Source organism: Ruminococcus flavefaciens 007c (assembly GCF_000571935.1).
GTDB classification, from domain to species: Bacteria; Bacillota; Clostridia; order Oscillospirales; family Ruminococcaceae; genus Ruminococcus; species Ruminococcus flavefaciens_F.
In genome coordinates this window covers 89508-116268 of the sequence record NZ_ATAX01000025.1, presented here as the reverse complement: position 1 = coordinate 116268, position 26761 = coordinate 89508, and the positions used below count along the sequence as shown (strand labels likewise).

The following is a 26761-nucleotide window of genomic DNA, read 5'->3' as shown; positions in this document are numbered from 1 at the left end:
ATGAAGCGAAAAATGATTGGAGCTGCGGCAGCGTATATGGCGGGATTGTTTTTCGCTTCGTTTTTTTCAAGCATCCTGCCGCTTATAATTACTACCGCAGTTATAGCCGCTGCATTGATAGTTACGATGAAATACGGTTTTAAGCCGGCAGATTATGCAGTTATTGCTGTCTTTTTCATGGCAGCGGTGGCCGTTTTCAGCATATTTACAGCTGTAAGATACAGACCTGCTGCCGATATGGACGGTAAAAGCGGAAGCTTCCGCGGCGAAGTCGCAGATGTTTCGCGTTATACAGGAGATAATAATACTTATATCCTAAAGGGAAGGATAAACGGGGAGATACCTGCAAAGGTAAGCTTTTTCGTGAAGTCTCTTGACGCTGAGTACGGTGATATTATCGATATAAAAAGCTGTAATTTCAGTATCCCGTCAAAGGATTATCTCTTTGACAGTGAAAGCTATTACAGATCTGACGGCATATTTCTTTCACTTGGAAGCTGTAAAGACATTTCCGTTGAGCGTTCCGATCAGCACAGGTTCAGAAGAAAGATAACAGAGTACAGAGAACGTATTATGAGAGATTTCGGAATAGTTCTCGGCGGTGACAGTGGCAGCCTTTTATCGGGAATGGTATTCGGTGAAAAGCGAGGAATTGACAAAAATGTCAGGACCGCAGTATATCGCTGTGGAATAGGACATATGCTGGCTGTATCGGGACTTCATGTTTCGGCGGCGGTCGCTGTTCTCATGCTTATTTTAGGGCTGTGCCGTGTAAACAGGTACATATCGTTCATAGCTATGGAAGGAATGATCATTTTTCTAATAGTTATGGCGGATTGTCCTGTTTCGGCCGTCAGGGCGGCTGTTATGATGAATTTCATATATGCCGCAAGGCTTTTCAGGCGTCAGAATGATACATTCAATTCACTGGCAGGAGCAGTTTTGCTTATTTGTATTTTCCGGCCATACGTTATATACGATGAAGGTTTTATCCTTTCCGTTTCCGGAACATTTGGCATTGGCGTTTTTGCACCGTACATGACTAAGAATATGCCGTCGGAGAGTATGCTGCAAAAATTTGTTCTGTACGCAGCATATATGCTCTGCACAACGCTTTGTGTATTTCCGTTTTCACTGTTGTTTTTTGATGAGATCTCTCTCATCTCACCGCTTACAAATATAATAATCGTTCCGCTATGTTCGGTATCCATGATCATTGGACTCCTTTATGCTCTTACAGGCGGTGTGGTTGATCTTCTGTTTGTGGCTGAGTTTATAAATGGTATAATACTGCGAATATCCGACTCACTTTCAAGGCTTGGATTTACACATTTTTCGTGCAGCGACAAGGTGATTGTAAACGGTATCATCATAATAATGATAGTCATTGTATTTAATTCTGCTGTACTGAAGAGCAGAAAGTTTACTTGTTTGTCGATTGCAGCCGCATTTGTGTTTCTGTTTGCAGGCTCAGGAATAAGCCGTATGGAACGCAGAAAGAACGTGACTGTGGCAGTGCTCGGTAGCGGCAGCAATGCAGCTGTTGTTGTAAGCTGCGGCGATACAGCCGATATAATTGATATTAGCGGACACTACAGATCAGCGCAGTATGTAAGGAAATATCTTATGCAGAATTGTATTGAACGTGTAAATACTGTAGTTCTTACGGAAAGAGCTCCGTCTGAATATGCGGCTTTTCTCAAAGAGCTTGAATTCAATGAAGTTGGAAAATGGCTTGTTGAATGCGATACCCCTCTTCTCGGAGAAACTGATGATATTTCTTACTTTGGCAGCAGTGGCTTCTTTTTGGATGAAGGCGGTTTTTCAGTTATTATGTCAGAGGAGTGTATGAGTATCTGCGGTGATAACGATAAAATCAGCTTTGTGGACAGAAATACTAAGTCACTGCCTGATGATTCGCTCTGTGTTTGGTACGGAAAAGCTCCGAAGGAAGCAACCGACGACGATAATAACGTTTTATACCTTGATGATAATAATAATATTGAGATAGTGCTGTCAGACAGAGGCAGCTTTAGAATAAGGAGGCTCTGATGCCGCAGACTGATTCCAAGACTATTAAAGCTCAGCTGAAAAAAGGTGAGATAAAGAATCTGTATTATATTTTCGGTAAAAATATTCCCGAGGTCGAAAAGCTCACAAAGCAGATAATAAAGGCTGCTGTTGGGGATAATGAAGATTTTGCCCTCAATAAGCTTGATGGCAGATATCTTGATTTTTCCGAACTGTATGATATGATACAGATGATGCCGATGATGACAGACTATAACTGTATTCTTATCAATGATTATAACTGCGAAAAGCCCCGGGAGAATATGGCAGGTCTCAGAGCAGATGATCTCAATAAGAAGCTTATGGAGGCACTGAAGGAGATACCTCAGCAGACTGTGGTGATATTCAATGTTACCGGCTTTGAAATAAGTGCAAAGACGGATTACCGCACAGGCAGGAGCATCATAAAGGATAAAAACAAGAAAATTGCAGATTATGCTGCAAAAATCGGTGAACTGGTCGAGTGTCCCATAAAGACCGAAAACGAACTGGCAAAGGATATTGCTGCCAGCGTATCTGCCAGAGGCGGGCTTATCTCCCTTGATAATGCAAGAGAGCTGGCGATAATGTGTCAGTCCGATACACTGACTATACGCAATGAAATTGACAAGCTGTGTTCTTATGCCGGCAAAAATGAGATAACTTCGGATATACTTCACAATCTTGTCCACAGACAGAGCGATGTTACCTTTTTTAAGCTTGCGGACGCGGTTGCGGCATTCAATAAACGTTCTGCATATGATGCTCTGGACGAGCTGATGCAGGATCGAGAGAACAGGGGAGCGGTACTGTCGAATATAACCGCTTCATTTATAGATATGTATCGTGCGGCTTGTGCGAGAAAAAGCGGTAAGCAGGTACAGGATGTAAAAGAAGATTTCTCTTATGTCTGGGAGTTCAAGGTAAAGAACGCATTTCGTGACAGTTCAAGAATGAGTATAAGGAGATTGAGAAAGTGCATCGTGATACTCCGCGATACCAATATTGCTCTCAATTCAGGCAGCGGAGACGAAAAAACCATACTTGAACAAGCCGTTACCGCGATGCTTATGACGAAACAATAGCGGAGGGAGCTATGATAAAGATAGATGAAGCAATAATCGTTGAAGGAAAATATGATAAGATAAAACTCTCTTCGATCGTTGATGCTGTTATAATAGTCACCAATGGTTTCAGAATATTCAAGGACGATGAAAAGCTTGAGCTTATACGTTACTATGCGCATAAAACCGGTATAATCATTCTCACTGATTCAGACGCGGCAGGCAGGAAGATACGCGGATATATAAAAGGCGCTGTCGGATGCGGAAAGATCACGAATGTTTACATACCTGAGATACTTGGCAAGGAAAAGCGTAAGACCAAGCCTTCTGCCGAGGGTACTCTCGGTGTGGAAGGCGTAGATGTTAAGATCCTTCTTGAAGCTTTCAGAAAATCAGGGATAACAGCTTCCGATGCGAAGAAAACATCTGATATTTCAAAGTTTACACTATACGAACTCGGACTTAGCGGCGGTGCAAACAGCGTAGCTCTTCGCGAAAGGCTTCAGCTCAGACTTGGATTGCCGAGGCATCTGTCAGCAGGAGCTCTAATGGAGGTTTTGTGTACTATGATGGACAGTGCCGAGCTAAAAAAGATTACAGAGGAGATAAAGGAGGAAGATAATGGTATATAGCAGTCTGCTGTTTATATACGGCTTTTTGCCTGCTTCACTGCTGATCTATCATCTGACTCCCGTGAAGTTCCGAGAGGCTGTGCTTCTTATGCTGAGTATGGTTTTCTGCGGCATGACCAGCCTGTATTTTTTCATTTTCATATCAGTATATTCGCTTATAAACTATTCTTTTGCCAATATTATTGAAAAGCTTCATAAAAACGAAAAGCTTGCGGCTGTACCTCTTGCAGCCGGTATAATTATTGATCTTACGGCTGCTTTTGCATTCCGTACAGAGTATTTTTCCTGGCTCCACAGAATTCTGAAGGCTCCTGAAAGCTTCTATCCTGTGGGTATAGCTTTCTTTACTCTGTCTGCTGTCGGCACACTTATCGATGTTTACAAGGGAAAGATCAGGCCAGGAAAGCATATTATCCGATTTTTGCTTTATATCATGTTCTTTCCGCGACTTATCATGGGACCGCTTCTCCGATACGGTGTATTTACAAAGATTCTTGACAACCGCAGAGAGAGCTTTACTGCAACAGGTGTCGGTATGACTGTATTTATCAAAGGTCTCGCCAAAAAGGTGATAGCCGCTGATAATCTTTATATGCTATTTGCAGCTGCTCATGCCGATAATGAAGGCAGTATATCTGCTGCAACCGCATGGCTCGGCATCACAGCATACGTTTTCTGCCTTTATTTCACTCTTTCGGGTTTTGCGGATATGGGTACGGGCATTGCCTATTGCTTTGGACTGAAATTCCCTCAGAGCTTCAATTATCCGCTGCTCAGCACGAGGATTAGGTACTTTGCTTCAAGATGGCATTCACAGTTTGTACAGTGGATAAGAAGGTATGTTACCAAGCCTTTATACAGCATATGTCCAAGAAAATGGATGAGGGAGATAATATTCGTATTTGGCTGGGCATTGTTCTGTTTCTGGTATACAGTAAGTCTGAACGGTATCATATGTGGTGCGTTGATGGGCATAGTTCTTATTATAGAGAACCATCTTCTTAATAACAAGATCATGAACTTTACAGGTATGGTATACACTTTCCTTGTAGTTGTGGTTTGTGCTGTATTCCTTTCGGGCAGCAGCCCTTCAGCTTCATTAAGGTATCTTTTGGCTATGATCGGCGGAAACGGTGTGTTTGTGGATTCACAGGCACTGTACCTTTTCAAGTCATATATCGTGCTTCTTCTTGTGTCGATGTATGCGTCAACGGATCTTTTCAGAAATCTTATGATGCGTTCGCACAGGAACAAGGTCAAGACAGTGATAGTGATCGTTTCTCCTGTTGTACTAATGGCACTGCTTTTGATATGTACATCGCTGATCTCATATAACGGAAGCTCTGAAATGCTTCTTATGAAGCTGTAAGGAGGGGAAAATGAATAAGCTTATAAGTAAGATAACAGCAGTTGTAACACTGTCATTCATATTCCTGTTTGGTTTGCTGACATTTCTCGGAAGCAAGAAAGAGTATTCTGTTGATGAGAACCGTCATCTTGAAGGATTGCATGAGATTTCTGCCGAAGAAATGTATGACGGAAGTACGTCAAGACAGCTTGAAAAATATATGGCAGATCATTTCTGGGGAAGAAGCAGATGGATGATCGCCAAAGCTGCCATGCAAACAGAGCTTTCCGAGAGCATAGTGAACGGAGTATATGTCAGCAGCGAAAGACTTCTCACTGCTGATCCCGGATATACGGAAGCAGGTAATGTTTCTTCCGACGCAGATATCATAAACAGTTTTTCAAAGGAGTATGACGGAATGGTATATTTTGCTGCTGTTCCGACTTCGGCAGGGATCTATGGTGATATTATACCTTCTCATTATGTCAGAAAGACGGAGAGTCAGCGTATAACCGAGCTTTATGATATGTTCGGAAATGATATACGCAGGATAGATACATATAATATACTTAAAATGCTCAAAGACAGTTATATTTATTACAGAAATGACACTAAATGGACAGTTTACGGGGCATACTGTGTATATAAGACTGTCATCCAGAAGCTGGGATTCCAGCCGACGTCTTATGACAAATTCAATATCGAACACGTTACAAATGAGTTCCGCGGAAATCTCTACAACAGAACTCTTTCTAAAAGACCGCAGGCAGATATTATGGATATATTCTATTATCCGGACGGTGCTGGAATAGTTTCGTGCAGCTGTATCCTGGAGGACGGCAGTGTCGCTGAAGGAAGTATCTACAACAGGGATATGCTGAAAACAGGTGATATGTACTCTATGTATCTCGGCAAGCCTGTACCTGTAATGAAAATAAGGACATCAGCCAAAAATGATATGAAACTGCTTGTTGTCAGGGACAGTTTTGCTGACTGCTTTATACCCTTCCTTACACAGCATTACAGTGAGATAACTGTGATCTCCCCCTTGGAAATGGAAGGCGATATTTCAGACTATATAAACGTTGGCGAATATGGTCAGACATTGTTCCTGTTCGGCATTGACAGTCTTGGCGGTGAAGCTGACCCTGTAAGTAAGTTCGGCGAATTGTATTTTTCATAGTAGAACCAAAGTTAGAATTGAAAGGAATTGAAGTCATATGAAGGCATTGATAACAGGCGCTACCTCAGGAATAGGACAGAGTATTGCGGAAAAACTTTCAAAAAAAGGCTGGGATGTTATCCTTACGGGACGTAATGAAAAAAAGCTCAATGAGCTCAAGGAGTCTCTTGGCAGCGGTACAGAGATTATTACCGCAAATCTTTCAAAGCGAGAGGACGTTTACAAGGTATATGATTTCTGTAAAGGAAAAAACATAGATATGCTTGTTAACAATGCAGGATACGGCCTTTTCGGTAAATTTGATGAAACAGATCTTGATGACGAGGTCAATATGATAAATGTCAATATTACTGCTCTTCATATTCTTACAAAGCTGTTTCTGCGTGAGTTCAAGAAAAGAGACAGCGGTATTATCCTTAATGTTGCCTCTGCGGCGGGATTTATGACAGGACCGCTCATGGCAGGATATTACGCTTCAAAGAACTATGTTTTAAGGCTTTCACTGGCTATATATGAAGAGTTGCGGAGAGACAGATCGAAAGTCAGCATAACGGTGCTTTGTCCGGGACCTGTTGACACTAATTTCAATAACCGTGCAGGAGTAAGCTTCTCCGTAAAGCCTATTTCTGCTGATTATGCGGCTGAATTTGCACTTAAAAAGGCATTTTCGGGCAGATTGCTTGCAGTTCCCGGCTTTACAGTATGGCTTGGTACATGGGGCTCGCGATTTATGCCTCATAAGATGCTCTCTGCCATTGTTTATAATATACAGAAGGCCAAAAAGACAGCTGACGGAAAGGAAAAGGCATTAAAAAAATGAGAGATATAAGCTACAGAGTGGCGCTTGGAGGCATCGTTTCGGCATTATGCCTTGTTACGATGTTTCTTGCCGGAGTGATCCCTGCGCTGTATCTGCTTCTGCCGGGAATTGCCGGTATCCTTCTCATGATAATTGCGGTCGAGGTCAATACTCCCTGGGCATTTCTTACCTATATTGCAGTAAGTATGCTTTCCATAATTATAACCTTTGATAAGGAAGCAGCACTTATTTTTATTATGTTTTTCGGACATTATCCTATCCTGAGGTTTTACATACAGAAGATACCCCTGAGGGTAGCAAGGCTCATCGTGAAGTTCCTGTTATTCAATATCTGTATAATTGCTTATTTCTATGTTACAGTTTATATTTTCGGACTTGACGAAATGCTTGAGGAGTTTGACGACTTTGGCAGATACGGCTCGTACATAATGCTTGGTATAGCAAATTTTATCTTTCTTATCTATGATCTTGATCTTGATCTTATGTACAGGGGATATTTGAAAAGAATACTTCCGATATTTCGCAAAAAAAGATAGAACGCACTGAAAATTGCTTTATTCGGTGCGTTCTTTTCATTGTACTTGATTTATTAATAAATATATGATATAATGAAAAAGTAATATTATTTATGGAGTGATAATGATGAAGTGTATAGCTATAATCGGAGCAATGCCCTCAGAACTGGCAGATATAAGAGAAATGCTCGGAAAAGGTGAGATCAGACGCATTTCTGGCTTCGATTTTTACATTAATGATCGAAACGGCAAAACTGTGATCAATGCCTGCTGCGGTATCGCTAAAGTTAACGCGGCGCTTTGTACACAGGTTATGATAGATAATTTCCACCCTGACTGTGTGATCAATACTGGTATAGCAGGCGGAATGAACAGTGCAGTTAAAGTCTGCGATATTGTAATATCCACAGAGGTCCTTCCACATGATCTGGATCTTCATTTCCTCAAGGACTATCCGCCCTATTGCGGAATATTCAAGGCTGATGGCGTGCTTATGGATACGGCTGAAAAGGTTTGCGGAGAGTTTGGTGTAAGCTCCTTCAGAGGCAGGATCGTTTCGGGTGAGGCTTTTATCTCGAGCAATGAGGTAAAGAAAGCTATACAGGAAAAATTCGATCCGTATGCCGTTGATATGGAGAGCGCAGCAGTAGGACATTGCTGCTATCTCAATGAGCTTCCTTATGTCAGTGTGCGCTGCATTTCAGATAATGCTGATGACGAGGGAGCAATGTCGTTTGACGAATTTGAAAAAATTGCAGCTAAACGTGTTGCAGAGATAGTTCTGCGTATGACCGAGCTGCTATGAAGGGAGTAACTTACAATGAAAAAAATTATTTCGCTTATTTCTTCACTTGTACTTGCTGCAGGTATGACATCGGCTTTGGCAGTAAATGCTGCTGATTCAACTTATAAACCTACACTCTATTTCAAGGCTGATGAGGGCAAGGGTGTCGAGATACTGAAGTACGGTGCAGTTTACGTAAATAAGAAAGTGGCTGGCGATGATGCTTCTGTTCCTGTTTCCGTATACTTCAAGGACGATCAAAAGATCGCAGGACAGGTATTTGTAAAGTGGATCTCACCTGACAAGTCACTTGTTCTTGAAAATCTTACAGGACCTTTTGAAAAGACGGGCGGCTGTCCTTTCAAGATCTCAGGTATCTCATCTGATGCTGATCTCGGAGGAACTTTAAAGACTTTCAAGGAGCTCAATGTTATGGCTGTAAGCTATACAGAGACTGATGCTAAAAAGCCTTTACAGCTTACAGGCGAAACTTCTGACGCTTATCCTCTTGCATGTTTTGAGGCAAAGTTTGAACAGGGGGCTAAGGGCGGAAGCTACGATATCAACTTCTATGATGAAGGCGCTTATGTTACAAGTGTAGTTCCTCGTTACGTCAATGATCTTCAGAAGCTTGAGGAAGTTTATCCTGCTGAGTACAGTGAGGGACTTCTTGTAAATGCTTCAGACAGACTGCTTGGCGATGTTAATAATGACGGCCATATCGATTCTGTTGATGCTTCTTTGACACTTTCAATCTACGCAAAGCTTTCATCAAGCAAGGATCCCGAGGCTTCAGCCGAAGAGCTTGCTGCTGCTGACGTAGACGGTAACAGAAAGGTTGACTCGGTTGATGCCAGCAGTATTCTTGGTTACTATGTATACCTTTCTTCAAATAAGGATTCTACAGTAAAGACACTTAATGAATATGTAAAGTCGTAATAAAATACAAAGCAGCTGGGCTTATAGCTACGGCTGCTTTTCTTTATGATGAAAAGACTCAAGAATGTAATTTTTTTACTCTTATACAAGTATTAAAGCCATAGTATTTCAAACTCTCTATCGGAAATACTATGGCTTTTCATTTTGTATTTTATATTGTCCGGCTATTTTGAAAGATTACTTTGCAGCAAGACTGCTGAAAGCGTTATCTACTACCTTCTTGTCAGGAGATTTCGTAACTGCACTTATGATCGGAACAATTATAAGTGAAACTATCATTGAAAATGCACCTGCATTGATAGGAGAGAGAAGCTGGAGCGGACAGTTGAGATCTATCACAGCCTGCTTGATACCGCTGAATGCTTCAATGTTAAGGCTGAATAATAGCATATGAATTACGCTGATGCCTACACCAGTTATCATACTTGCAGCAACAGCTGCCTTTGAAGCCTTTTTCATGAACAGACCATAGAGGAATGGTCCGAGGAATGCGCCTGAAAGTGCGCCCCATGAGTAGGACATGAGAGTTGAGATAGAAGCGTTCTTGTGACAGGCAATTAATACGGAAATAACAAGGAATACAGCAATGAGTATTCGCATGAACATAACCTGATGCTTATCATCAAAATTCTTGATACGCGGCTTGATAAGGTCGTTTGTAAGTGTTGAGCTTGATGTAAGTACCAGTGAGGAAAGTGTGGACAGTGAAGCTGAAAGAACAAGTACAACGACAAGTCCGATAAGAATATTAGGAAGAGCCTGATGAATGAGTGAAGGAACCATTGTATCGTAAACAGGTTTGCCGTTTACTGTTTCAATGAATGCCTTTCCTGAGTTATCTGAAGGATCAAGAGTACAGTAAAGTCTTACAAATCCGCCCATGAAGTAAGAACCTCCAGCTACAACGATAGCGAAGAATGTGGAGATGATAGCGCCTTTCTTGATAGCCTGCTCGTCCTTGATAGCGTAGAATTTCTGTACCATCTGAGGGAGTCCCCATGTACCAAGTGATGTAAGGATAACAACGCCAAGGAGGTTGATAGGATCAGGTCCGAAGAGTGAACCGAGAGTACCTGTTTCTGTCTTGCTGTCGGAAATAGCATTAAGAGCATCAAGAGCAGCTGAGAGGCCGTCTTTCTTCTGAACTGTAAGAGCAACAACAGTGCCGATACCGATGAGCATTATGATTCCCTGGAAGAAGTCGTTGAGGGCAGTTGCCTTGTAACCGCCGAGAGTTACATAAATAGCCGAAAGGACAGCCATTGCAATGATTATGATAGTACCGCCGTTTTCACCAAGGTCGAATACCATGCCGAAAAGACGTGAAAGTCCGTTGTATACAGAAGCTGTATAGGGGATAAGGAAGATGAAAACAATAAGTGCTGCTGCTGTTTTAAGCCCCTTTGAGTCAAATCTGTGCTCAAAGAATTCTGGCATTGTCTTTGCGCCAAGGTGATTGGACATAAGACGGGTTCTCTTTCCTATAAGGAAGAATGGTATAAGGCTTCCTATAATAGCATTTCCTATACCTACCCATGTTGAGGAAGTACCGTACATCCAGCCGAATTGTCCGGCATATCCTATGAAAACGACAGCCGAAAAATAAGTTGTACCGTAAGAAAAAGCTGTGAGCCATGATCCTACGCTTCTTCCGCCGAGCATAAAGTCTTCGGTGGACTTAGTTCTTCTGGACATATAGAGTCCGATACCGACCATTATAACGACATATATGGCAAGTATCACGAATGTTGCGGCTTTTGAGCCCATTGTTATCAAGACCTTTCTGAATGCTTTACAGTGTTGAGTGATAAACTTGTAAAGCTTTAAATGAATAAAGTTGCTGACTGAGACTAATTATACTATATTATTATAATAAAGTCAATAGGATTTTGAAAAAATCCATATATATTACATGTAAAGTGGTTAATGCATTATAACATTGATAAACTGATTAATTAAAAACAGCAATTATTGGCTGAAATTGCCGTTTTTGATCTGAAATAGCAATTAATGCACAGTTAAACTGCGTAAAATAGCTATTTTTGACAAATTTATACTTGAATTATTAAAAATAAAGTGCTATAATTATCTCATAATATTTTTTATGATGATGGGAGGAACTACCATGAAACCAACACTGAAACGTATTTTTTCTGCTGTAATGTCAGCAGCCGTTTGCTTTTCGTGCTCGCTTTTAGGCAATGCGATAGCTGATGACGGGCAGCCTGAAACCATGACCTGCACTGAATACTTAGATATTCTTGAAACAGGTGAAAACGATGTGCAGCGTGAAGACTTTGAAATCACCGAAAACAACAATTTATATGATTTTTATCAGTATAATTATAAGAGCCTTGGCACTACTGATATGACATATAAAAGAAGAGGTGCTTTCGACTGCACATGGAAGAATACCTATGATACTGCGTTTATGTCGGGACATATATACAAAGATGAGAGCGAGCGAAGTGTTTTAGCCCGTTCTGAGCTGTATATATCATACAGAGCTGTTGTTGATGCGGAAAAGGACTATTTTATTGGTGCTCTTTGCGGCTTTGAGAGCGGTGATCAGATATATATAGTTGATGACTGGGATGCTGATGATCTCAGTATGTTTTCTTCTGCTGATCCTGTAATGAGTTATGAAAATAATGACGAGACATTTGATGTGTATCTTCAGCCTTTGAACAACGGCGGCATTGCAGGTACTGATGATATTATATACAGATACTGGTGTCTCTCCCGTGTAAAGAAGTCGGAAAACACCAAAGCATTTTCATCCTTTACGAATATTTCGGAACATATTGAGAAAATCAGGGAACTATCCAACAAGCAGCTGTTGCCGGAAAGTATAATGCTTGATGTACAGAGCTACAAGTCAAATGGTACTGTGCATATACTTTCAAATGATATATTCTATTTCAACGATGATCCTGTTGAATTTGATTGGAATAATGATAATAACGAAAATACCAATTTATTTGGTGAAGATGATTTCCCGGATACTCTGAATGATGAGTCATTCTATCAGGACGTCACCGATGAAAGAGGCGGTTATTATTTCCATATGTTTCAGGATCAGGTTTTAGATGGTCCGGGATATGTTAAATTTGATATTCATGAAGGCGGCAAGTTCGACGGTGAATGGACTGCTCCGAGCCGGGTTACTTTTGAAAGAGGAATTGAATACTATAATTCTTCGAATACTACAAGATCAGTTGAAAGATATTATAACGGTGAAGATCTTTCCATTGATTATGAGGCAGATATTGAATCGGACGGAACAGTTTTAGCCGGCGCTCACGGATGGCTAAATCAGATCAGCGTCGAGTATTATATAATAGACGGATGGAAGGATTTCAGTGTTTCAGATGAATATACTGCTCTCGGTTCAGTAAGTATAGATGACGGTGTTTATGATCTTTACATGAAAGACAGATGGTTCTTCAAAGAGTATCTTAGCGTCCGAAGAGAAAACAAGCTTTCCGATAACGGCAAGATAGAAGGAACTATACCTGTATCAAAGCATCTTTATGCCTTTGTCAAATATGGCCTTGAAGTTGCAGATCCTGATTATGTTTCATTCTGCATTGAACCGCGTGAGTACAGCACGGGTTCTGCAGTAGTGAAAAAGAATATAGTAAGGATCGACGGAGTTGATATTGCAGTATCAGCGGGCTTTGAGTCTCAGGAGAAAACTGATGTTCCTACAGAGGAGGAAGATATATATATCCCCGGAGATCTAAATAACGATCTTGAGGTAAACTCTTTTGACCTTATCATCGCAAGAAGGGAACTTATAAAAGCCGTGGACGGAAACGATACAGTAGCAGAAGCTGATGTGGACTGCAGCGGGGCTACAAAGATAAATGATCTTATTCTTGTAACAAGACTGGCTCTTGGAGATGAGGTAGCTGTTCCTAAGACAAGGCCGCACAAAGTTAAATAAAAATAAAGCCCTGCAAATGCAGGGCTTTATTTTGCAAAAATCAAAGGGACTTCATAATGAAGTCCCTTTTTAAGTGCCGCTGACCGGACTTGAACCGGTACGATATTGCTACCGAGGGATTTTAAGTCCCTTGTGTCTGCCAATTCCACCACAGCGGCGTTTATAAAAGACGGTATACCTTAACGGATATACCGTCTTATCTGGTCGAGGTGACAGGATTTGAACCTGCGGCCCCTACGTCCCGAACGTAGTACTCTACCAAACTGAGCCACACCTCGACAGCATTAATATTATACAACAAATGGGAAGAAAAGTCAAGCGTAAATATTTTACACCTAATTATTTTTATTTTTTTACTATAAAAGAAGAGCAGCCCAAAGGCTGCTCCTGAGTATTATTTAATAACAATTGGCTCTGACCAGTAATCCTGATTGTATATATCCGAGAAACGATAAAGGATATGGCAGGCGCCGCTGCCTACATCAGTGTTGCTGATAGTCATATTGTCAGTAACAGTAATCTGGTCGCCGATAAAGTAGCTGTCCTGATACTCCATATCATATGTGTAGTAATCGCATATAAAGTCAAGCTTATCTCCGGGATTGAGTTCAGTCAGGTTCTTGGCTACTGTCTGGGTTTCACCACCTACATAATCTGTTGAAGCACCTGCGATATATCCGTCAGGGTGAGAATCATCGAAAACGATTATGAGATTAACTCTTTCGCCGTTGAGGAGAGCAGGAACATAGCCTCTGATGATCTGTTCTGTACCGTTGTTGGTAGTATCTGTATGATAGTATGCAACAACGTTTCCGTTGATCGAGAGCCAGTTCTTATCGGTGTCTGCTACAAGATTTCCGTGATCATCAAAAGTGAAGATGTTATCAAGGCCGAGATCAATATATCCCGAACCGTCGTCGTAGAACATATTGAGGTCGAGTTTGTGTACCATTTCCCACTGAGAGTCTTCGAGAGTCATGGTGTATTTGCCGTTCTTTTCGTCCCATGTGAGCTTGGAAGCGTCGAAATAGTGGGTAGAAAGGTAATTTGCGGTATTATCGACGTCGGTATCCTTCATGAAGTCAATATTTGAGCTATCAAGACCGTCGATGCTTCTTCCGCCGCCTCCGAGGAAGCTGGAGAGAAGGGAACCGATCATATCAGAGCTGCCCGACGAGCTTGATGAGCCGCCGAGACCAAAAAGTGAACCAAGAGCAGAGCCTGTGCCGCCTGCTGCGATCTGACCGCCTGTTTCAAGCTTTGCAAACTGCTTGATACACTTTGAGTACTCAGAATCCATACCGATCTTGTCGTATGTATTGCAGGCAGAGTCAACGTAAGAAGTACGCTGGTACGGGAAATAAATTGAAACGCCGTATGCGTTTGTCATATTTGAGGAAGTAAGATTATACTTTACTGCGCCTCTGAGAGCTTCAGCGAGTTCCTTTGCCTCGGGAGTACCGATGTTTTCAGCCAGATTAACGAGATCGACCTGATCTATGCGTGTACTCTCGGCAAATTCTCTTGTAGAGTATCTTGCATTGGAAATGTCTTTGTACTCATCATTTGAAATCTTTGTGCTTACCGATTTTGCGAAGGATGAAAGCTTTGCAGGAACTGTATTTGAGAATTCGGCAAGATCGATCACAGAAAGAGTTGTCTTCTGACCTCTGCACTTTTTGCCGCACTCTCTAACGAAATCATCAACTATGTTCTTGCCGATGTCGAGAGTAGGCATAGAAGTGTTCTTGCCGAGACTTGTGAGCCAGTTTGTGTAGTACCAACCGATACCGGGCTCTGTTTCCTCTGATGCGATGAGGTAGTCTGCGTAATCATTAAGCATAAGAGCTGTTTCAGCTGTTGCCATAAGGCATGCGTCAAAGCCGATGAAGTCGAACTGAACGCCGCCGCTCTTGAGAGCCTGCTTTATGCCGGCGAGGCTCATGGAACCGCTGCTCTTGTTCTTTTCGTCGTAACCGTAACCGGTTACCGATCCGCCGCCGTGATCCCAGAGGATGAGTTCGTTCCTGTTAGCAGGGAAATTCTTTGCACAGAACTGTATAAATGAAGCCAGATTGTTAGAATCTGTCATGGCCTTGCTTCCGGCATCTTCAACGAGTCGTACTATCTGACCGTTCTTTATCTGATAGATCTGGTTTACCTTGTTGCTGATACCGCTGAGCTTCCACTTTGAGCAGCCGCCTGTGAATACAATAACATTAACGTTGTCGCCGAAGGAAGCTGATCTCATTTCCTCCATATCAGAGGAAGCCATACCGTACTTTGATTCAAGGTCGGTACCGCACATATATACCATCAGTGTAATAACATCCTGGTTATTGCCTTTGATAATGGTTCTTTTTTCACGCGAACCTGTGGCAACGTTTGTATCAACAGCTGCATCACTGGTCAGGTCTCCCTGAGCAGTATCTTCTGTGCTGAAGCCGAAGCCCGAAGGTACAGAACCGATATCTGTTCCGCCGCTGCCGCCTGTGAGCGAACCAAGAAGATCTCCGCCTCCGCCGCTTCCGCTCATCAGTTTAAAAATAATAAAACCGATAATAAGCAGAGTGATGAGTCCGCCGCCTCCGGCAGCTGCTCTTTTTGCTCCGCCGCCTCCGCCTGTCTGGCCTCCTGAATAGCTGCCTGAACCAACGGGACCTGTGCCGAGGCCTTCGCCTCGTCTATGTGCTCCACTGCCGCCTGATGTGACATTCTTACGTCTGCCCTGCGGTCTGTTCTGATTAGGATCCATATTAACCTCCGTATTATTTTCTCTTTATCAGGACAAATCCTGTTTAAGTATATTTTACACACTTTCACATAGAATGTCAAGTTAAAAACGGTTACAAATTAAAGATAAGGTATAAAATATGTGCAGCCGTATGTAAAAAAATGCGGCTGCACTGTATCCTGTCATTTGTTTATAAGAAGCTTTCTGAGTCGGATATTGTCAAAAACATCTATGATACCGTCTTCATTAAGATCGGCTGCTTCATTGTTGATAAATGATTCAGCTTTCAGGAGGTATTTCTGGAGCAAAATAAGATCTGCAACGGATAATTCTCCGTCATTGTTTATATCTCCTTCGGTATAACTGCATTCTTCGGGAATAGCAGGTTCAAGCACGAATTTCTGGCTGTCGGCACCTGTAAACGGAGCTATGCAGAGCGCTTCGTTATACTTTGTGCTGCCGTTGGGAATGTCTGCACAGTTACTGCCATTTGTTATGGAGTAGCTTCCGTCCTTATTGCATACAATGTTGAATTTTTGTTCATTGGATCCGCTGTAATCGGATAATTCGAGATCAAGGCTATCGTTGAATGTTAAAGCCTTGTCTTGCTGATTTCTTATAATGTATTTTCCGTCTGTTAGTCTTGTGAAGCTCCAAATCTGATCATTAACCGAATATTTGGGCCTTAACCCATCGGGATTCTGATCAAATTCCATTTTTTTGAAGTCGGACTGTACTATCCTGTCATTCATGCTGAACATAAAAAGGCCGCTGCTGACATTGCGTACAGTGTAACTTCCTTCGGTGATGATAGGATGAACGGGAGTAATGCTCCATAGCTGGCAGCCACCCTCCCAGTAGTTCCACTGATTGATATTGCCGCCGTTATCAACTGACCAATCGTATACATCAAGTCCGCTTTTGCCCTTTGAACATTTTGAAACTATACCATAGTCAATACCACATTTTACTATTTTGAAAAGCTGATTATCAGTGCCGCTATATTTCTGGAGCTCGATGTTTACGCCGTCCGCCGATGAGTTTTCCGCAACGGCAATACACATGGACTCATCGCCTATTGAAACTATCCTGCAATAGTCTCTGTCAACAGATATTATGCGCCACTGCTGTGCCCAGCTGTCATTTTGTTCCCATTGCTGGATATTGGTGCCTTCGCCGAGCTTACCATTTGGAAGATCTATTGCCATTGAACTGTTCTGATTGACGATATAATATGCAGCACCGCTGAGCAGCTCTGTATTGCTGAGATAAGTGTTAGAGCCCGAGCCGGAAACAGTTTCAGCTTTTATTATGAGCTGAGAGTTTCTGTCAGTAAAGTCTGCACCTCCGCTCCTTATATTTCCTGTGAACTGTTTGGTCTGAGAACCCCATATGGTCTGATTATTGCTTCCGACCGCTGTGAAGGACATGACATTTTTGCCTGTTTCATCTTTGGCGGCAAGGAAATATCCGTAATACTCCTGTCCGTTTATAGTGATCTCAGCTGCAGAGCTGTCTTTTGCCTGAGACCATCTGCCGTTAACGTTGCCGCTGACGGTACCGTCGGCATTGAGTTTTACAGTTGTATAGTTTATGATCTTGCCGTCTGTGGAGCTTCCATGGTTGATGAATTCATATTCTCCGATTATACTGTTTTCTTCATAGCCTCGTTCTGAAATATCGTCTTTTGCATACTCAAAGGGAGCAACAACCGGCCAGCCTTTTTCATTGAAGTACATTGAGTGTACACGCACCTCATGGAATTCGGCACCGTCGTCAAATCGTGTGTGGTATACGAGATACCATTTGCCGTTATCGTCACGGAGAACGGAATTATGGCCGCAGGCCATATATGCCTTGTTCAGTGAGCTGAACTTATAATTTCCCATTACTTTGAGGCCTCTTGAGTCGAGATCAGGATTGGCAGGCAGGACAGCCTGCCTGCCGGCAGGGTCTGTGAACGGGCCGATGGGAGATGTTGAACGGAAAACACGCATATTATATCCGCCTGTTGAAGTGAGCCCTCCGTAGGTCACCCACAAATAGTAATAGCCTGTATCCTTATTATATTCGATGAAAGGTCCTTCTCCAGATTTTCCATAGCCGCCTGAGATCTTTGTACCGAAATAGCTGTCGACCATTCTTCCGTCGGATGTCTGACCGGATTTTGGATGTATACATTTTCCGGTCGCTGGATCTATCTCAAGGGTGAATATACCGCCCGACCATGAACCGTAGCACATATACATCCTGCCGTCTGCTCCATAATATATGGTTGGATCTATGGCGTTGGGAAAGAGTTGGTTATTGAAGTCGTTGTTCTTGAACCAGCTGTTGTTAAATGTGACCTGACCTGCGGAAATAAGTTCATCTATATTGGTTGAAGTGTATTTTTTATTTACATTTTTGGTGTTGCTTTTAACATAGGCGTCATTATTGGTGAACCCTGAGTATATAAGTGTATCGCCAAATATATAGGGGCCTTCGATATTCTTAGATACCGCAAAGGCTATAACGGAGCGCATATATGTCGAAGAGGTACAGAAGTACATAAGATAGGCGCCTCTGCTACCGTCGCTGTTTATATAATCTGCGTCCCAGACTACATCGGGAGCCCATACAGCAAATCCTCCTGCGCAGTCTTCAAGGTCTTCTCCTGCCCAGTCGAAAGCTTTTTTCAGGTTTTGCGACAGATTGCCGAATTCGACATTATTGGCAGTAGCATATCCGTTGGAGAAACGTTTCCAGCTGCAAAGATCGGCGGATCTTGCAGCTTCTATATGAGAACCGAAAACATAATAAGTATCTTTATCCTTGACTATTGACGGATCATGGACAGAAACACGATCTCCTGCGGCAGATGAAGGCGTCATTGCAAGTGATGAAAGCATCAGACAGCATGAAATGGCTGAGGCTATAATCTTCTTTAGTTTCATATCATTTCCTCCTTCGGGTTATCCTTGCATTAATTATACCAATTATAAAAGAGCTTTGTCAATGATAGGACAGTGCAGAAATGTATCTTTAATATTACATATTATTTTAACGGGTATAACGACTGTTAAACATAAATATATGTAAAAAACAGATCTATTTTGTTGAATATTCCGATTTTTCGGCAAACTATTGGAAAACAGGGGAGAACTGTGATATAATGTACAGGTATTCATAAACATTTATAAGATAAACGGTGCCTTCTACTGCGATGAGCGGTGCAGAAGGGTAAAAGGGAAACAGGTGAAAGGCCTGTACGATCTCGTCACTGTAATTGTCCAGCATTATCCATGTGCCGTAAAAGGTGCAGTCACTGCTCAGGCGGGAAGGCGGAGAAATGTGCTATTGGGCAGAAGTCAGGAGACCTGCCGCTTATTGGTACAGGGCATAGTCCCAGGATCACGAGGCATTGATCGTACCGTTCGCTCTTGAGAAAGAGCTTTTTGTCATGCCTTCTGCCTTGCGGAAGGTATTTTTTGCGCACGACCTATGTCTCCTGAAAAACAGGAGGAAAATATGAAAAAGTTAATCGCAGCTATTTCTGCAATCACACTGACAGCAGCTTGCTTCGCTTCATGCGGAAGCGAGAAGAAGGACAGCAGTCCCGAGAAGGCAACAGAGGCTACAACAGTTGAGGCTGATACAGAAGCCGAAACAACAAAAGCAGAGACTACTGAGGCTGAAGAGGAAGCAGATGATGAAAACTACGAAACAGGCGACGCTTCGCTCGATAATGTCCGCAATCAGGACGGAATAGGCGAAAATGAGCTGCTTGTCGTAAGTTTCGGTACAAGCTTCAATGACAGCCGCCGACTTACTATCGGGGCTATCGAGGATGCTCTGGAAAAGGCTTTCCCTGAGTATTCCGTTCGCCGTGGATTTACTGCAAATATAATTATCAATCACGTAAACAATCGTGATGGTATTCTCATTGATGATCTTGACGCTTCACTTAAGCGTGCTGTTGATAACGGCGTCAAGAATCTTGTTGTTCAGCCTACTCATCTTATGAACGGATTAGAGTATGATGAGCTTACAGGAAAGATTGCTGAATACTCCGACGCATTTGATAAGGTGGTTATCGGTGAGCCTCTTCTCACAAGTGATGATGATTTTGCAAGAGTTGAAAAGGCTGTAACAGACTGGACTTCGGAGTATGACGACGGTGAGACAGCTATCTGTTTCATGGGACACGGTACAGAAGCTGATTCAAATGCTGTATACCAGAAGATGCAGGATCTCCTTACAAAGGACGGTTTTGCAAATTACTATGTTGGTACAGTCGAAGCTTCGCCCTCTGTTGAAGATGTTCTTGCAAAGGTAAAGGAAGGCAATTACAAGCGAGTTATACTTGAGCCCCTTATGGTAGTTGCAGGTGATCATGCAAACAATGATATGGCAGGCGATGAAGAGGATTCATGGAAGTCGGTATTCGAGGCCGAAGGCTATGAAGTAAAGTGTCTGCTCAGAGGACTTGGCGAAAACGAAGAGATCCGCAAGCTCTACATTGAGCATGCACAGAATGCGATCGATTCACTCAACTGAAAATAATATGCAGCCGACCTTGTGTCGGCTGCTTCTGTAAAGGATGATAATATGAAAAAAACAATTATTTTTGTTACGGCTGTACTTATTTCCGCAATATCAATGTTTTCGTGCTCGGATAACGGAAGTTCCGTTTTTTCTGAGACAGAGGCAGTAACACAAGCTCCAAGCGAAACTGCAACAGAGGCAGCTACCGCAGAAGAAACTACCGAACAGGTTACTGCTCCGCAGCAGAAGGTTGGATATGATGGCATGACAGCTGTCGGTGCTGACGGTATAAATGACGGAGAGTATGATATATCTGTGGATTCCAGCTCCACTATGTTCAAGATTACAGAGTGCAGACTTAATGTATCTGACGGAAAGATGACTGCCGAGATGATTATGAGCGGCACAGGCTATGAGTATCTTTATATGGGTACAGGCGACGATGCACAGAAGGCAGATGAGGCGGATTATATAAAGTCAGAGGATTCTGACGGAAAGGTTAAGTTCACCGTCCCTGTTGAAGCACTTGATAAGGAGATTGACTGTGCTGCTTTCAGCAAGAGAAAGCAGCAATGGTATGACAGAAAGCTGGTTTTCAGAGCTGATTCACTTCCTGTTGAGGCTCTTGCTGACGGTGCTTTAAAGAAAGTTGAAGATATCGGCATTACAGATGGTGAGTATACCGTTGATGTTATTCTTGAAGGAGGCTCAGGAAAAGCATCCGTTCAGTCACCTGCAAAGCTGACCGTAAAGGATGGAAAGGCAACCGCAGAGATCATATGGAGCAGCAATAAATATGATTATATGATTGTAGACGGTGAGAAGATACTTCCTTCGAGCACGGAAGAATTTTCTGTATTTGATATCCCTGTTGCTTATTTTGACTATAAATTGAGTGTTTCTGCGGATACAACAGCCATGAGCACTCCGCATGAGATAAGCTATACGCTGTATTTTGACTTTTCTTCAATAAAGTGATATGCTGAAACGATTATTCGCAGCAGCTTCTGTATTTATTCTGTTTACGTGCTGTGCAGGAAAAAAAGCTGATACAGGCTATGAAAGCCATGTAAGGAAAAAGCTTGAACTAAGTTATGCAAAGCAGTTTACGGCAGAATACGATTCTGATGGCTGCACTTATGTAACTATCGGAGATGACAGTTATGTAATTGTTCCGGAAAAAGCAGATATACCCGAAAAAACTGACGGAGCTGTGATAATACGTCAGCCTGTTAAAAATGTGTATAATGCAGCCTCATCTGCTATGGATCTTATAGATTCAGTGGGAGCACTTGATAAAGTTGTAATGACTTCCACAAAATATGATGACTGGTGTCTTCCAAATATAAGAAATGCCATTGACGGCGACAAACTAACTTATATAGGAAAATACAGTGCTCCCGACTATGAAGCTCTTCTTGAGGAAGAATGCGGTCTGGCCATTGAATCAACGATGATCTATCACAGTCCGGAGGTAAGAGAGCAGCTTGAAGCACTTGGCATACCTGTTCTTGTGGAAAGATCCAGCTACGAGACTGATCCTCTCGGAAGAATGGAGTGGGTCAAGCTTTACGGACTGATCTTCGGCTATGAGGAGCAAGCACAGAAGCTGTTTGATGAAAAGACACAGCAGATCGCCGACATTCTTTCCGATGAAATAACTGACAGAACAGTTGCTTTTTTCTATATCAATTCGGCAGGTGGAGTGGTCATACGCAAGCCTGCCGACTATGTTCCCGAAATGATACGAATGGCAGGGGGAGAATACATTTTTACCGCTGATGACCTGGGAACAGATGAAAACGCTCTTTCTACTATGACAATACAGTCGGAGACCTTCTGTGAAAAAGCATGGGATGCAGATATACTTATTTATAATTCGGATATTACAGGAACAGTTGGGGATCTTAAGGTGCTTATTGACAAATACCCTTTTCTCAGCGATTTCAAGGCAGTAAAAAACGGAGAAGTATGGTGTACCGAAAAGAATATGTTCCAGCAGACCACTGGCGCGGCTGACATGATAGAAGAGCTGCATAGCATTCTTACAGGGAAAGCAGATACCAAAATGAAATACATTTATCGTCTGGAGGCTTAACTATGAGATCACAGCGAGTTCGGATTATATGCGGCTATTCTGTACTTACAGCACTTCTTATTGTTCTTGTTGTTTTAAATATCTGCGCAGGCAGTGCGGATATATCACCATCAAGACTCTGGAATGCTGTAAGATCGCCTGAATCCGATAGGGTAGCTTATAAGATAATAACAGAGCTTAGGCTTCCCAGAACAGCTGCGGCGATTATACTGGGCGGAGCACTGGCTGTATCAGGCTTTCTGCTCCAGAATTTCTTCGCAAATCCCATAGCAGGACCATACATACTCGGTATATCCTCGGGAGCGAAGCTCATGGTCGCACTGCTAATGGTGTTTTCGCTTTCACGAGGCTTTGCTGTGAGTTCGTTTGGAATGATATTTGCTGCATTTATCGGTTCTATGGCTTCAATGGCGCTTATCCTTCTTATTTCCGGCAAGGTAAGACGTATGTCGGTACTTATAGTCTGCGGAGTTATGATAGGTTATATCTGCTCGTCGATCACAGAGCTGGTTGTGAATCTGTCAGATGATTCTAATATTGTTAATTTACATAACTGGTCCATGGGAAGCTTTTCGGGCATTGGCCGCGGTGACGTGCTGACAGCAGCTGCAGTTGTATTTCCTGCCTGTATATGCGCTTTTCTTCTGTCAAAGCCTATGAATGCTTATCAGCTTGGTGAAAGCTATGCGGCAAGTTCAGGCGTTCATATCCGAGCCTTCAGAGCGTCTCTGATAATTCTGTCAAGCGTTCTTTCAGCCTGTGTTACAGCCTTTGCAGGACCTGTTTCCTTTGTCGGCGTGGCAGTTCCGCATATTATCAAGAGCTTTTTCAGAACCGCGAAGCCGATACGTATTCTTCCTGCCTGCTTTCTTGGCGGAGCCATATTTTGTCTGCTTTGCGATCTTATAACGAGGACGCTGTTTGCACCGACAGAACTGAGTATAAGCACGGTTACTGCTGTATTCGGAGCTCCTGTAGTAATATATATGCTTCTCGGAAGAGAGGGGAGGAGCGTTAATGGCTGAGATCATACTTAATACAGAAAAACTATCTGTGGGCTACGGCAAGAGGATCATTTTGAGCGGTATTGATATTTCTGCTGAACGTGGAAAGATACTTACTCTTATCGGTCCAAACGGAGCCGGCAAATCAACTGTTCTCAAAACGATATGCCGCCAGCTGGAACCTCTCGGCGGAGCTGTATATATCGGAAAAAACAGACTTGATGAACTGAAGGTGGATACGCTGGCCAAATCTGTATCTGTGCTTCTGACCGGCAGGGTAAAGACTGAGTTCATGCGCTGCCGCGATGTAGTGGAAATGGGACGATACCCATATACCGGCAAGCTTGGCATTCTTTCATCTGATGACAGAAAAAAAGCCGACGAGGCAATGGCAATTGTGGGAGTCGCCGGACTTGCTGACTGTGATTTCGACAGTATAAGTGACGGACAGCGTCAGAGAGTGCTTCTGGCAGGAGCCATATGCCGCGAGCCCGAGATACTTATTCTGGACGAACCGACCACATTCCTCGATATAAGGTATAAACTCAGCCTGATGACTCTGCTGAAGCGCCTTGTAGCAGAAAAAAACGTTGCTGTTATCATGTCTCTTCATGAACTGGAGCTTGCACAGCGAGTATCTGATAATATACTTTGTATCAGAGAAAATTCTCCTGACAGATACGGAACTCCCGAGGAGATTTTTTCGGGAGGCTATATAAGCAGGCTTTACGGAGTTTCAGAGAGCAGCTTCTGTGAAGCCTACGGCTCCTCGGAGCTTGAAAAGCTTGAGGGCAAGCCGGAAGTATTTGTAATCGGAGGCGGAGGAAGCGGGATATCGGTATATAGAAAACTTCGGCGTTGGGGAATACCCTTTACAGCTGGAATTATTCATGAAAATGATATAGAGTATCCTGTTGCAGCGGCTCTTGCTGCAGATGTTATAACAGAAAGGGCATTTGAACCTGTTTCGGAGGCTAATGTCAGAAAAGCAATTGAAATTATGGGTTCATGCCGCAGTGTCATATGTGCAATCAGTCATTTCGGTACAATGAATGATGGCTGCAGAAGGCTTCTTGAAGAAGCAAAAAAGCTTTGTATACTTGAAAAAGGAGAGACCTGATGAGTGAAAAGTCTTTATTGACTAAAAAAACGGTTGTCCTGCCGCTTACATTACTATGCTGTCTTCTGTGGGGGAGTGCTTTTCCATGTATAAAGCTTGGTTACGGCTATTCACAGATAAGTTCGGCTGATACATATTCCCAGATATTCTATGCCGGACTCAGATTTACTTTGGCTGGCATATTTGCTGTTATAATAGGCAGCCTTGTAGCCGGCAGGCCGCTTTTACCTAAAAAAACTTCACTGACAAAGGTTTTTGCCCTTTCTCTTTTCCAGACTGTGCTGCAATATACCTTCTTTTATATCGGACTTGCCAGAAGTACAGGCATGAAAAGTTCAGTCATAACAGCTTCAAATGTGTTTTTGTCGATCATCGTTGCTTCTCTTGTTTTCAGGACTGAGAAGCTAACGGTGCGCAAGATAGCCGGTTGTATCGTTGGTTTTTCCGGAGTTGTCCTTATTAATCTCGGAGGAATCGGCGGCGGTTTCCGTATAACAGGTGAAGGCTTTGTTTTTCTTTCTGCGCTGTCCTATGCCTTTTCCGCTGCACTGACAAAACGTTTTTCAGCAAAAGAGGATCCTGTTATGCTGAGCGGATGGCAGTTTATATTTGGCGGGGTGGGGATGACTGCTTTCGGAGCTGCCTTAGGAGGCTGTATGCCTGTTGTAAATCCTTCCGGAGTATTTATGCTTATATATCTTGCAATAGTTTCTGCAGCAGCTTTTTCGATATGGAGCACTCTGCTCAAGCATAATCCGGTATCTACTGTGTCTGTTTTCGGCTTTATGAACCCGGTTTTCGGGGTTATACTCTCATTTGTCCTGCTTTCCGAGAGAAGCGCAGCAGGACCTATTAAGGTAACGGCTGCATTGATTCTTGTAGCTGCAGGTATAATAATTGTAAATTTTCCAAGAAAAAATCGTGTTTTTTAAGACTAATTTAAGGTTCGTTTAAGAATTGTCGATTATTATAATAGTGATATAAATTATCTGGGGGTATAGGTATGAAGAAAATTGCCGTATTTCTTTTAATTGCAGGAGTAGCTGCAATCGTGACCGCTTGCGGCACAGATGCTATTACTATACAGGACAACAGCAATGATGAGCATGGTTCGGTATTATATGTTTCGCCTGCGGATTCTGAAGCTCGTGAGACGACTACGGCGGAAAAGAAGCCTGCCGAGTCAAAGGCAGATAAAAGGTTTATTATAACTTTTAATTGATAAAAAGCAGTTCATTGAACTGCTCTTTATTTTTTTCGTTGCATTTTATCAGTTTATGTGCTATTATATAATGTACGAGAAACATTGAATGGAGCTGAAAATAATTGAACAGAATATTGCTTGTAGAAGATGATAAAGAGATAATTGCAAATCTTACGGAATTTCTTACTGCCGAGGGCTTCAGTGTAAAGAATGCCAATGGTCAAACAAAGGCGCTTGAGCTTATCGAAAATGATACATTTGACCTTGTACTGCTTGATGTTTCTCTTGCTGAGGGAAACGGATTTGCAGTCTGTTCCGCAATAAAGGCGAATACCTGTATACCTGTTATTTTTCTTACTGCTTCGGGAGACGAATTCAGTACAGTTACTGGATTTGATCTCGGTGCAGACGATTATATAGCCAAGCCTTTCCGCCCGAGAGAGCTTGTTTCAAGGATAAAAAATATTTTAAGACTTACAGGCAGTACTGGTTCTGTCACACAGCTGGGAGACGTTACCGTTGATACAGTCAAGGGTACTGCAAGCAAGAACGGCAAGGATCTTTTCCTTTCGGCACTTGAATACAGGCTTCTTCTTGTTTTCATCAATAACAGAGGCGCAGTGATGACGAGAACAAAGCTGCTCGAGTCTATTTGGGATATTGCAGGCGAATTTGTAAACGATAATACGCTTACGGTATATATAAAGCGCCTTCGTGAGAAGATAGAGGACGATCCAGCAAGTCCTAATATAATCAAGACCGTAAGAGGCCTTGGATACAGGGTGGATTGA

The 26761-nt window shown here is 42.6% G+C and carries 21 protein-coding genes, 2 tRNA genes and 1 riboswitch; of the genes, 18 read left to right on the top strand and 5 right to left on the bottom strand.

The genetic code is table 11. The features are described from left to right. From RF007C_RS09420 to RF007C_RS16505, 9 genes are all read left to right on the top strand, one after another. Positions 1 to 2052, top strand: a complete 2052-nt coding sequence (locus RF007C_RS09420; RefSeq protein WP_037299341.1) for a ComEC/Rec2 family competence protein — start codon at positions 1 to 3, stop codon at positions 2050 to 2052. Then, on the top strand, positions 2052 to 3134 hold the full coding sequence (gene holA, locus RF007C_RS09415; protein WP_037299340.1) for a DNA polymerase III subunit delta: 1083 nt from the start codon (positions 2052 to 2054) through the stop codon (positions 3132 to 3134). The genes RF007C_RS09420 and holA overlap by 1 nt, the downstream gene beginning before the upstream one ends. Before the next feature lie 11 nt (positions 3135 to 3145). Further along, positions 3146 to 3745 (top strand): toprim domain-containing protein, encoded by a 600-nt coding sequence (locus tag RF007C_RS09410; protein WP_037299339.1) that lies wholly within the window; start codon positions 3146 to 3148, stop codon positions 3743 to 3745. Beyond that, positions 3735 to 5114 (top strand): MBOAT family O-acyltransferase, encoded by a 1380-nt coding sequence (locus RF007C_RS09405; protein WP_037299338.1) that lies wholly within the window; start codon positions 3735 to 3737, stop codon positions 5112 to 5114. The genes RF007C_RS09410 and RF007C_RS09405 overlap by 11 nt, the downstream gene beginning before the upstream one ends. Positions 5115 to 5124: 10 nt before the next feature. After that, positions 5125 to 6276, top strand: coding sequence for a DHHW family protein (locus tag RF007C_RS09400; protein WP_037299337.1), 1152 nt, complete (start codon positions 5125 to 5127; stop codon positions 6274 to 6276). 37 nt (positions 6277 to 6313) lie between these two features. Then, on the top strand, positions 6314 to 7096 hold the full coding sequence (locus RF007C_RS09395; RefSeq protein ID WP_037299336.1) for an SDR family NAD(P)-dependent oxidoreductase: 783 nt from the start codon (positions 6314 to 6316) through the stop codon (positions 7094 to 7096). Continuing rightward, positions 7093 to 7632 carry a hypothetical protein gene (locus RF007C_RS09390; RefSeq protein ID WP_037299334.1) on the top strand — a complete coding sequence of 180 codons (540 nt, stop codon included), beginning with the start codon at positions 7093 to 7095 and terminating at the stop codon, positions 7630 to 7632. Before RF007C_RS09395 ends, RF007C_RS09390 begins: the two co-directional genes overlap by 4 nt. A 106-nt stretch (positions 7633 to 7738) precedes the next feature. Then, the gene (locus RF007C_RS09385; protein ID WP_019678830.1) at positions 7739 to 8416 is read left to right on the top strand and encodes a 5'-methylthioadenosine/adenosylhomocysteine nucleosidase; all 678 of its coding nucleotides are present in this window, start codon (positions 7739 to 7741) and stop codon (positions 8414 to 8416) included. A gap of 15 nt (positions 8417 to 8431) precedes the next feature. After that, positions 8432 to 9334 (top strand): dockerin type I domain-containing protein, encoded by a 903-nt coding sequence (locus tag RF007C_RS16505; protein WP_051456607.1) that lies wholly within the window; start codon positions 8432 to 8434, stop codon positions 9332 to 9334. Between the two features lie 177 nt (positions 9335 to 9511). Here RF007C_RS16505 and RF007C_RS09375 read toward each other — a convergent pair whose 3' ends face one another. After that, positions 9512 to 11101 (bottom strand): sodium:solute symporter family protein, encoded by a 1590-nt coding sequence (locus RF007C_RS09375; protein ID WP_037299332.1) that lies wholly within the window; start codon positions 11099 to 11101, stop codon positions 9512 to 9514. Between the two features lie 358 nt (positions 11102 to 11459). On the opposite strand from RF007C_RS09375, the gene RF007C_RS09370 reads away from it, so the two are divergent. After that, entirely contained in the window at positions 11460 to 13283 is a 1824-nt protein-coding gene (locus tag RF007C_RS09370) for a glycoside hydrolase family 11 protein (protein ID WP_037299331.1), read from the top strand. Positions 13284 to 13357: 74 nt separating this feature from the next. Here RF007C_RS09370 and RF007C_RS09365 read toward each other — a convergent pair. The 4 genes from RF007C_RS09365 to RF007C_RS09350 form a co-directional block, all read right to left on the bottom strand. Further along, positions 13358 to 13441, bottom strand: a tRNA-Leu gene (locus RF007C_RS09365). Between the two features lie 43 nt (positions 13442 to 13484). Continuing rightward, a tRNA-Pro gene (locus tag RF007C_RS09360) sits at positions 13485 to 13561 on the bottom strand. 116 nt (positions 13562 to 13677) lie between these two features. Further along, positions 13678 to 16038, bottom strand: a complete 2361-nt coding sequence (locus RF007C_RS09355; protein WP_037299329.1) for a clostripain-related cysteine peptidase — start codon at positions 16036 to 16038, stop codon at positions 13678 to 13680. 161 nt (positions 16039 to 16199) lie between these two features. Further along, a complete protein-coding gene (locus RF007C_RS09350) occupies positions 16200 to 18953 on the bottom strand; it encodes an RICIN domain-containing protein (RefSeq protein WP_037299327.1) in 2754 nt (917 codons plus the stop codon). 235 nt (positions 18954 to 19188) lie between these two features. Further along, a riboswitch (cobalamin riboswitch) is annotated at positions 19189 to 19398 on the top strand. Between the two features lie 129 nt (positions 19399 to 19527). On the opposite strand from RF007C_RS09350, the gene RF007C_RS09345 reads away from it, so the two are divergent. The 8 genes from RF007C_RS09345 to RF007C_RS09310 all read left to right on the top strand — a co-directional run bounded on the left by RF007C_RS09345 (position 19528) and on the right by RF007C_RS09310 (position 26761). Next, positions 19528 to 20556 (top strand): sirohydrochlorin cobaltochelatase, encoded by a 1029-nt coding sequence (locus RF007C_RS09345; protein WP_037299325.1) that lies wholly within the window; start codon positions 19528 to 19530, stop codon positions 20554 to 20556. Positions 20557 to 20607: 51 nt separating this feature from the next. Then, a complete protein-coding gene (locus tag RF007C_RS09340; RefSeq protein ID WP_037299324.1) occupies positions 20608 to 21522 on the top strand; it encodes a hypothetical protein in 915 nt (304 codons plus the stop codon). 1 nt (position 21523) lies between these two features. Next, entirely contained in the window at positions 21524 to 22642 is a 1119-nt protein-coding gene (locus RF007C_RS09335; RefSeq protein ID WP_037299322.1) for an ABC transporter substrate-binding protein, read from the top strand. 2 nt (positions 22643 to 22644) lie between these two features. After that, positions 22645 to 23667, top strand: coding sequence for a FecCD family ABC transporter permease (locus RF007C_RS09330; RefSeq protein WP_037299321.1), 1023 nt, complete (start codon positions 22645 to 22647; stop codon positions 23665 to 23667). Next, positions 23660 to 24766: an ABC transporter ATP-binding protein gene (locus tag RF007C_RS09325; RefSeq protein ID WP_037299319.1), complete on the top strand. Its 1107-nt coding sequence runs from the start codon at positions 23660 to 23662 to the stop codon at positions 24764 to 24766. Before RF007C_RS09330 ends, RF007C_RS09325 begins: the two co-directional genes overlap by 8 nt. Continuing rightward, positions 24766 to 25698 carry a DMT family transporter gene (locus RF007C_RS09320; protein ID WP_037299318.1) on the top strand — a complete coding sequence of 311 codons (933 nt, stop codon included), beginning with the start codon at positions 24766 to 24768 and terminating at the stop codon, positions 25696 to 25698. Before RF007C_RS09325 ends, RF007C_RS09320 begins: the two co-directional genes overlap by 1 nt. A gap of 71 nt (positions 25699 to 25769) precedes the next feature. Then, entirely contained in the window at positions 25770 to 25988 is a 219-nt protein-coding gene (locus RF007C_RS09315) for a hypothetical protein (protein ID WP_037299316.1), read from the top strand. A 104-nt stretch (positions 25989 to 26092) separates the two neighbouring features. Then, a complete protein-coding gene (locus RF007C_RS09310; protein ID WP_019678816.1) occupies positions 26093 to 26761 on the top strand; it encodes a response regulator transcription factor in 669 nt (222 codons plus the stop codon).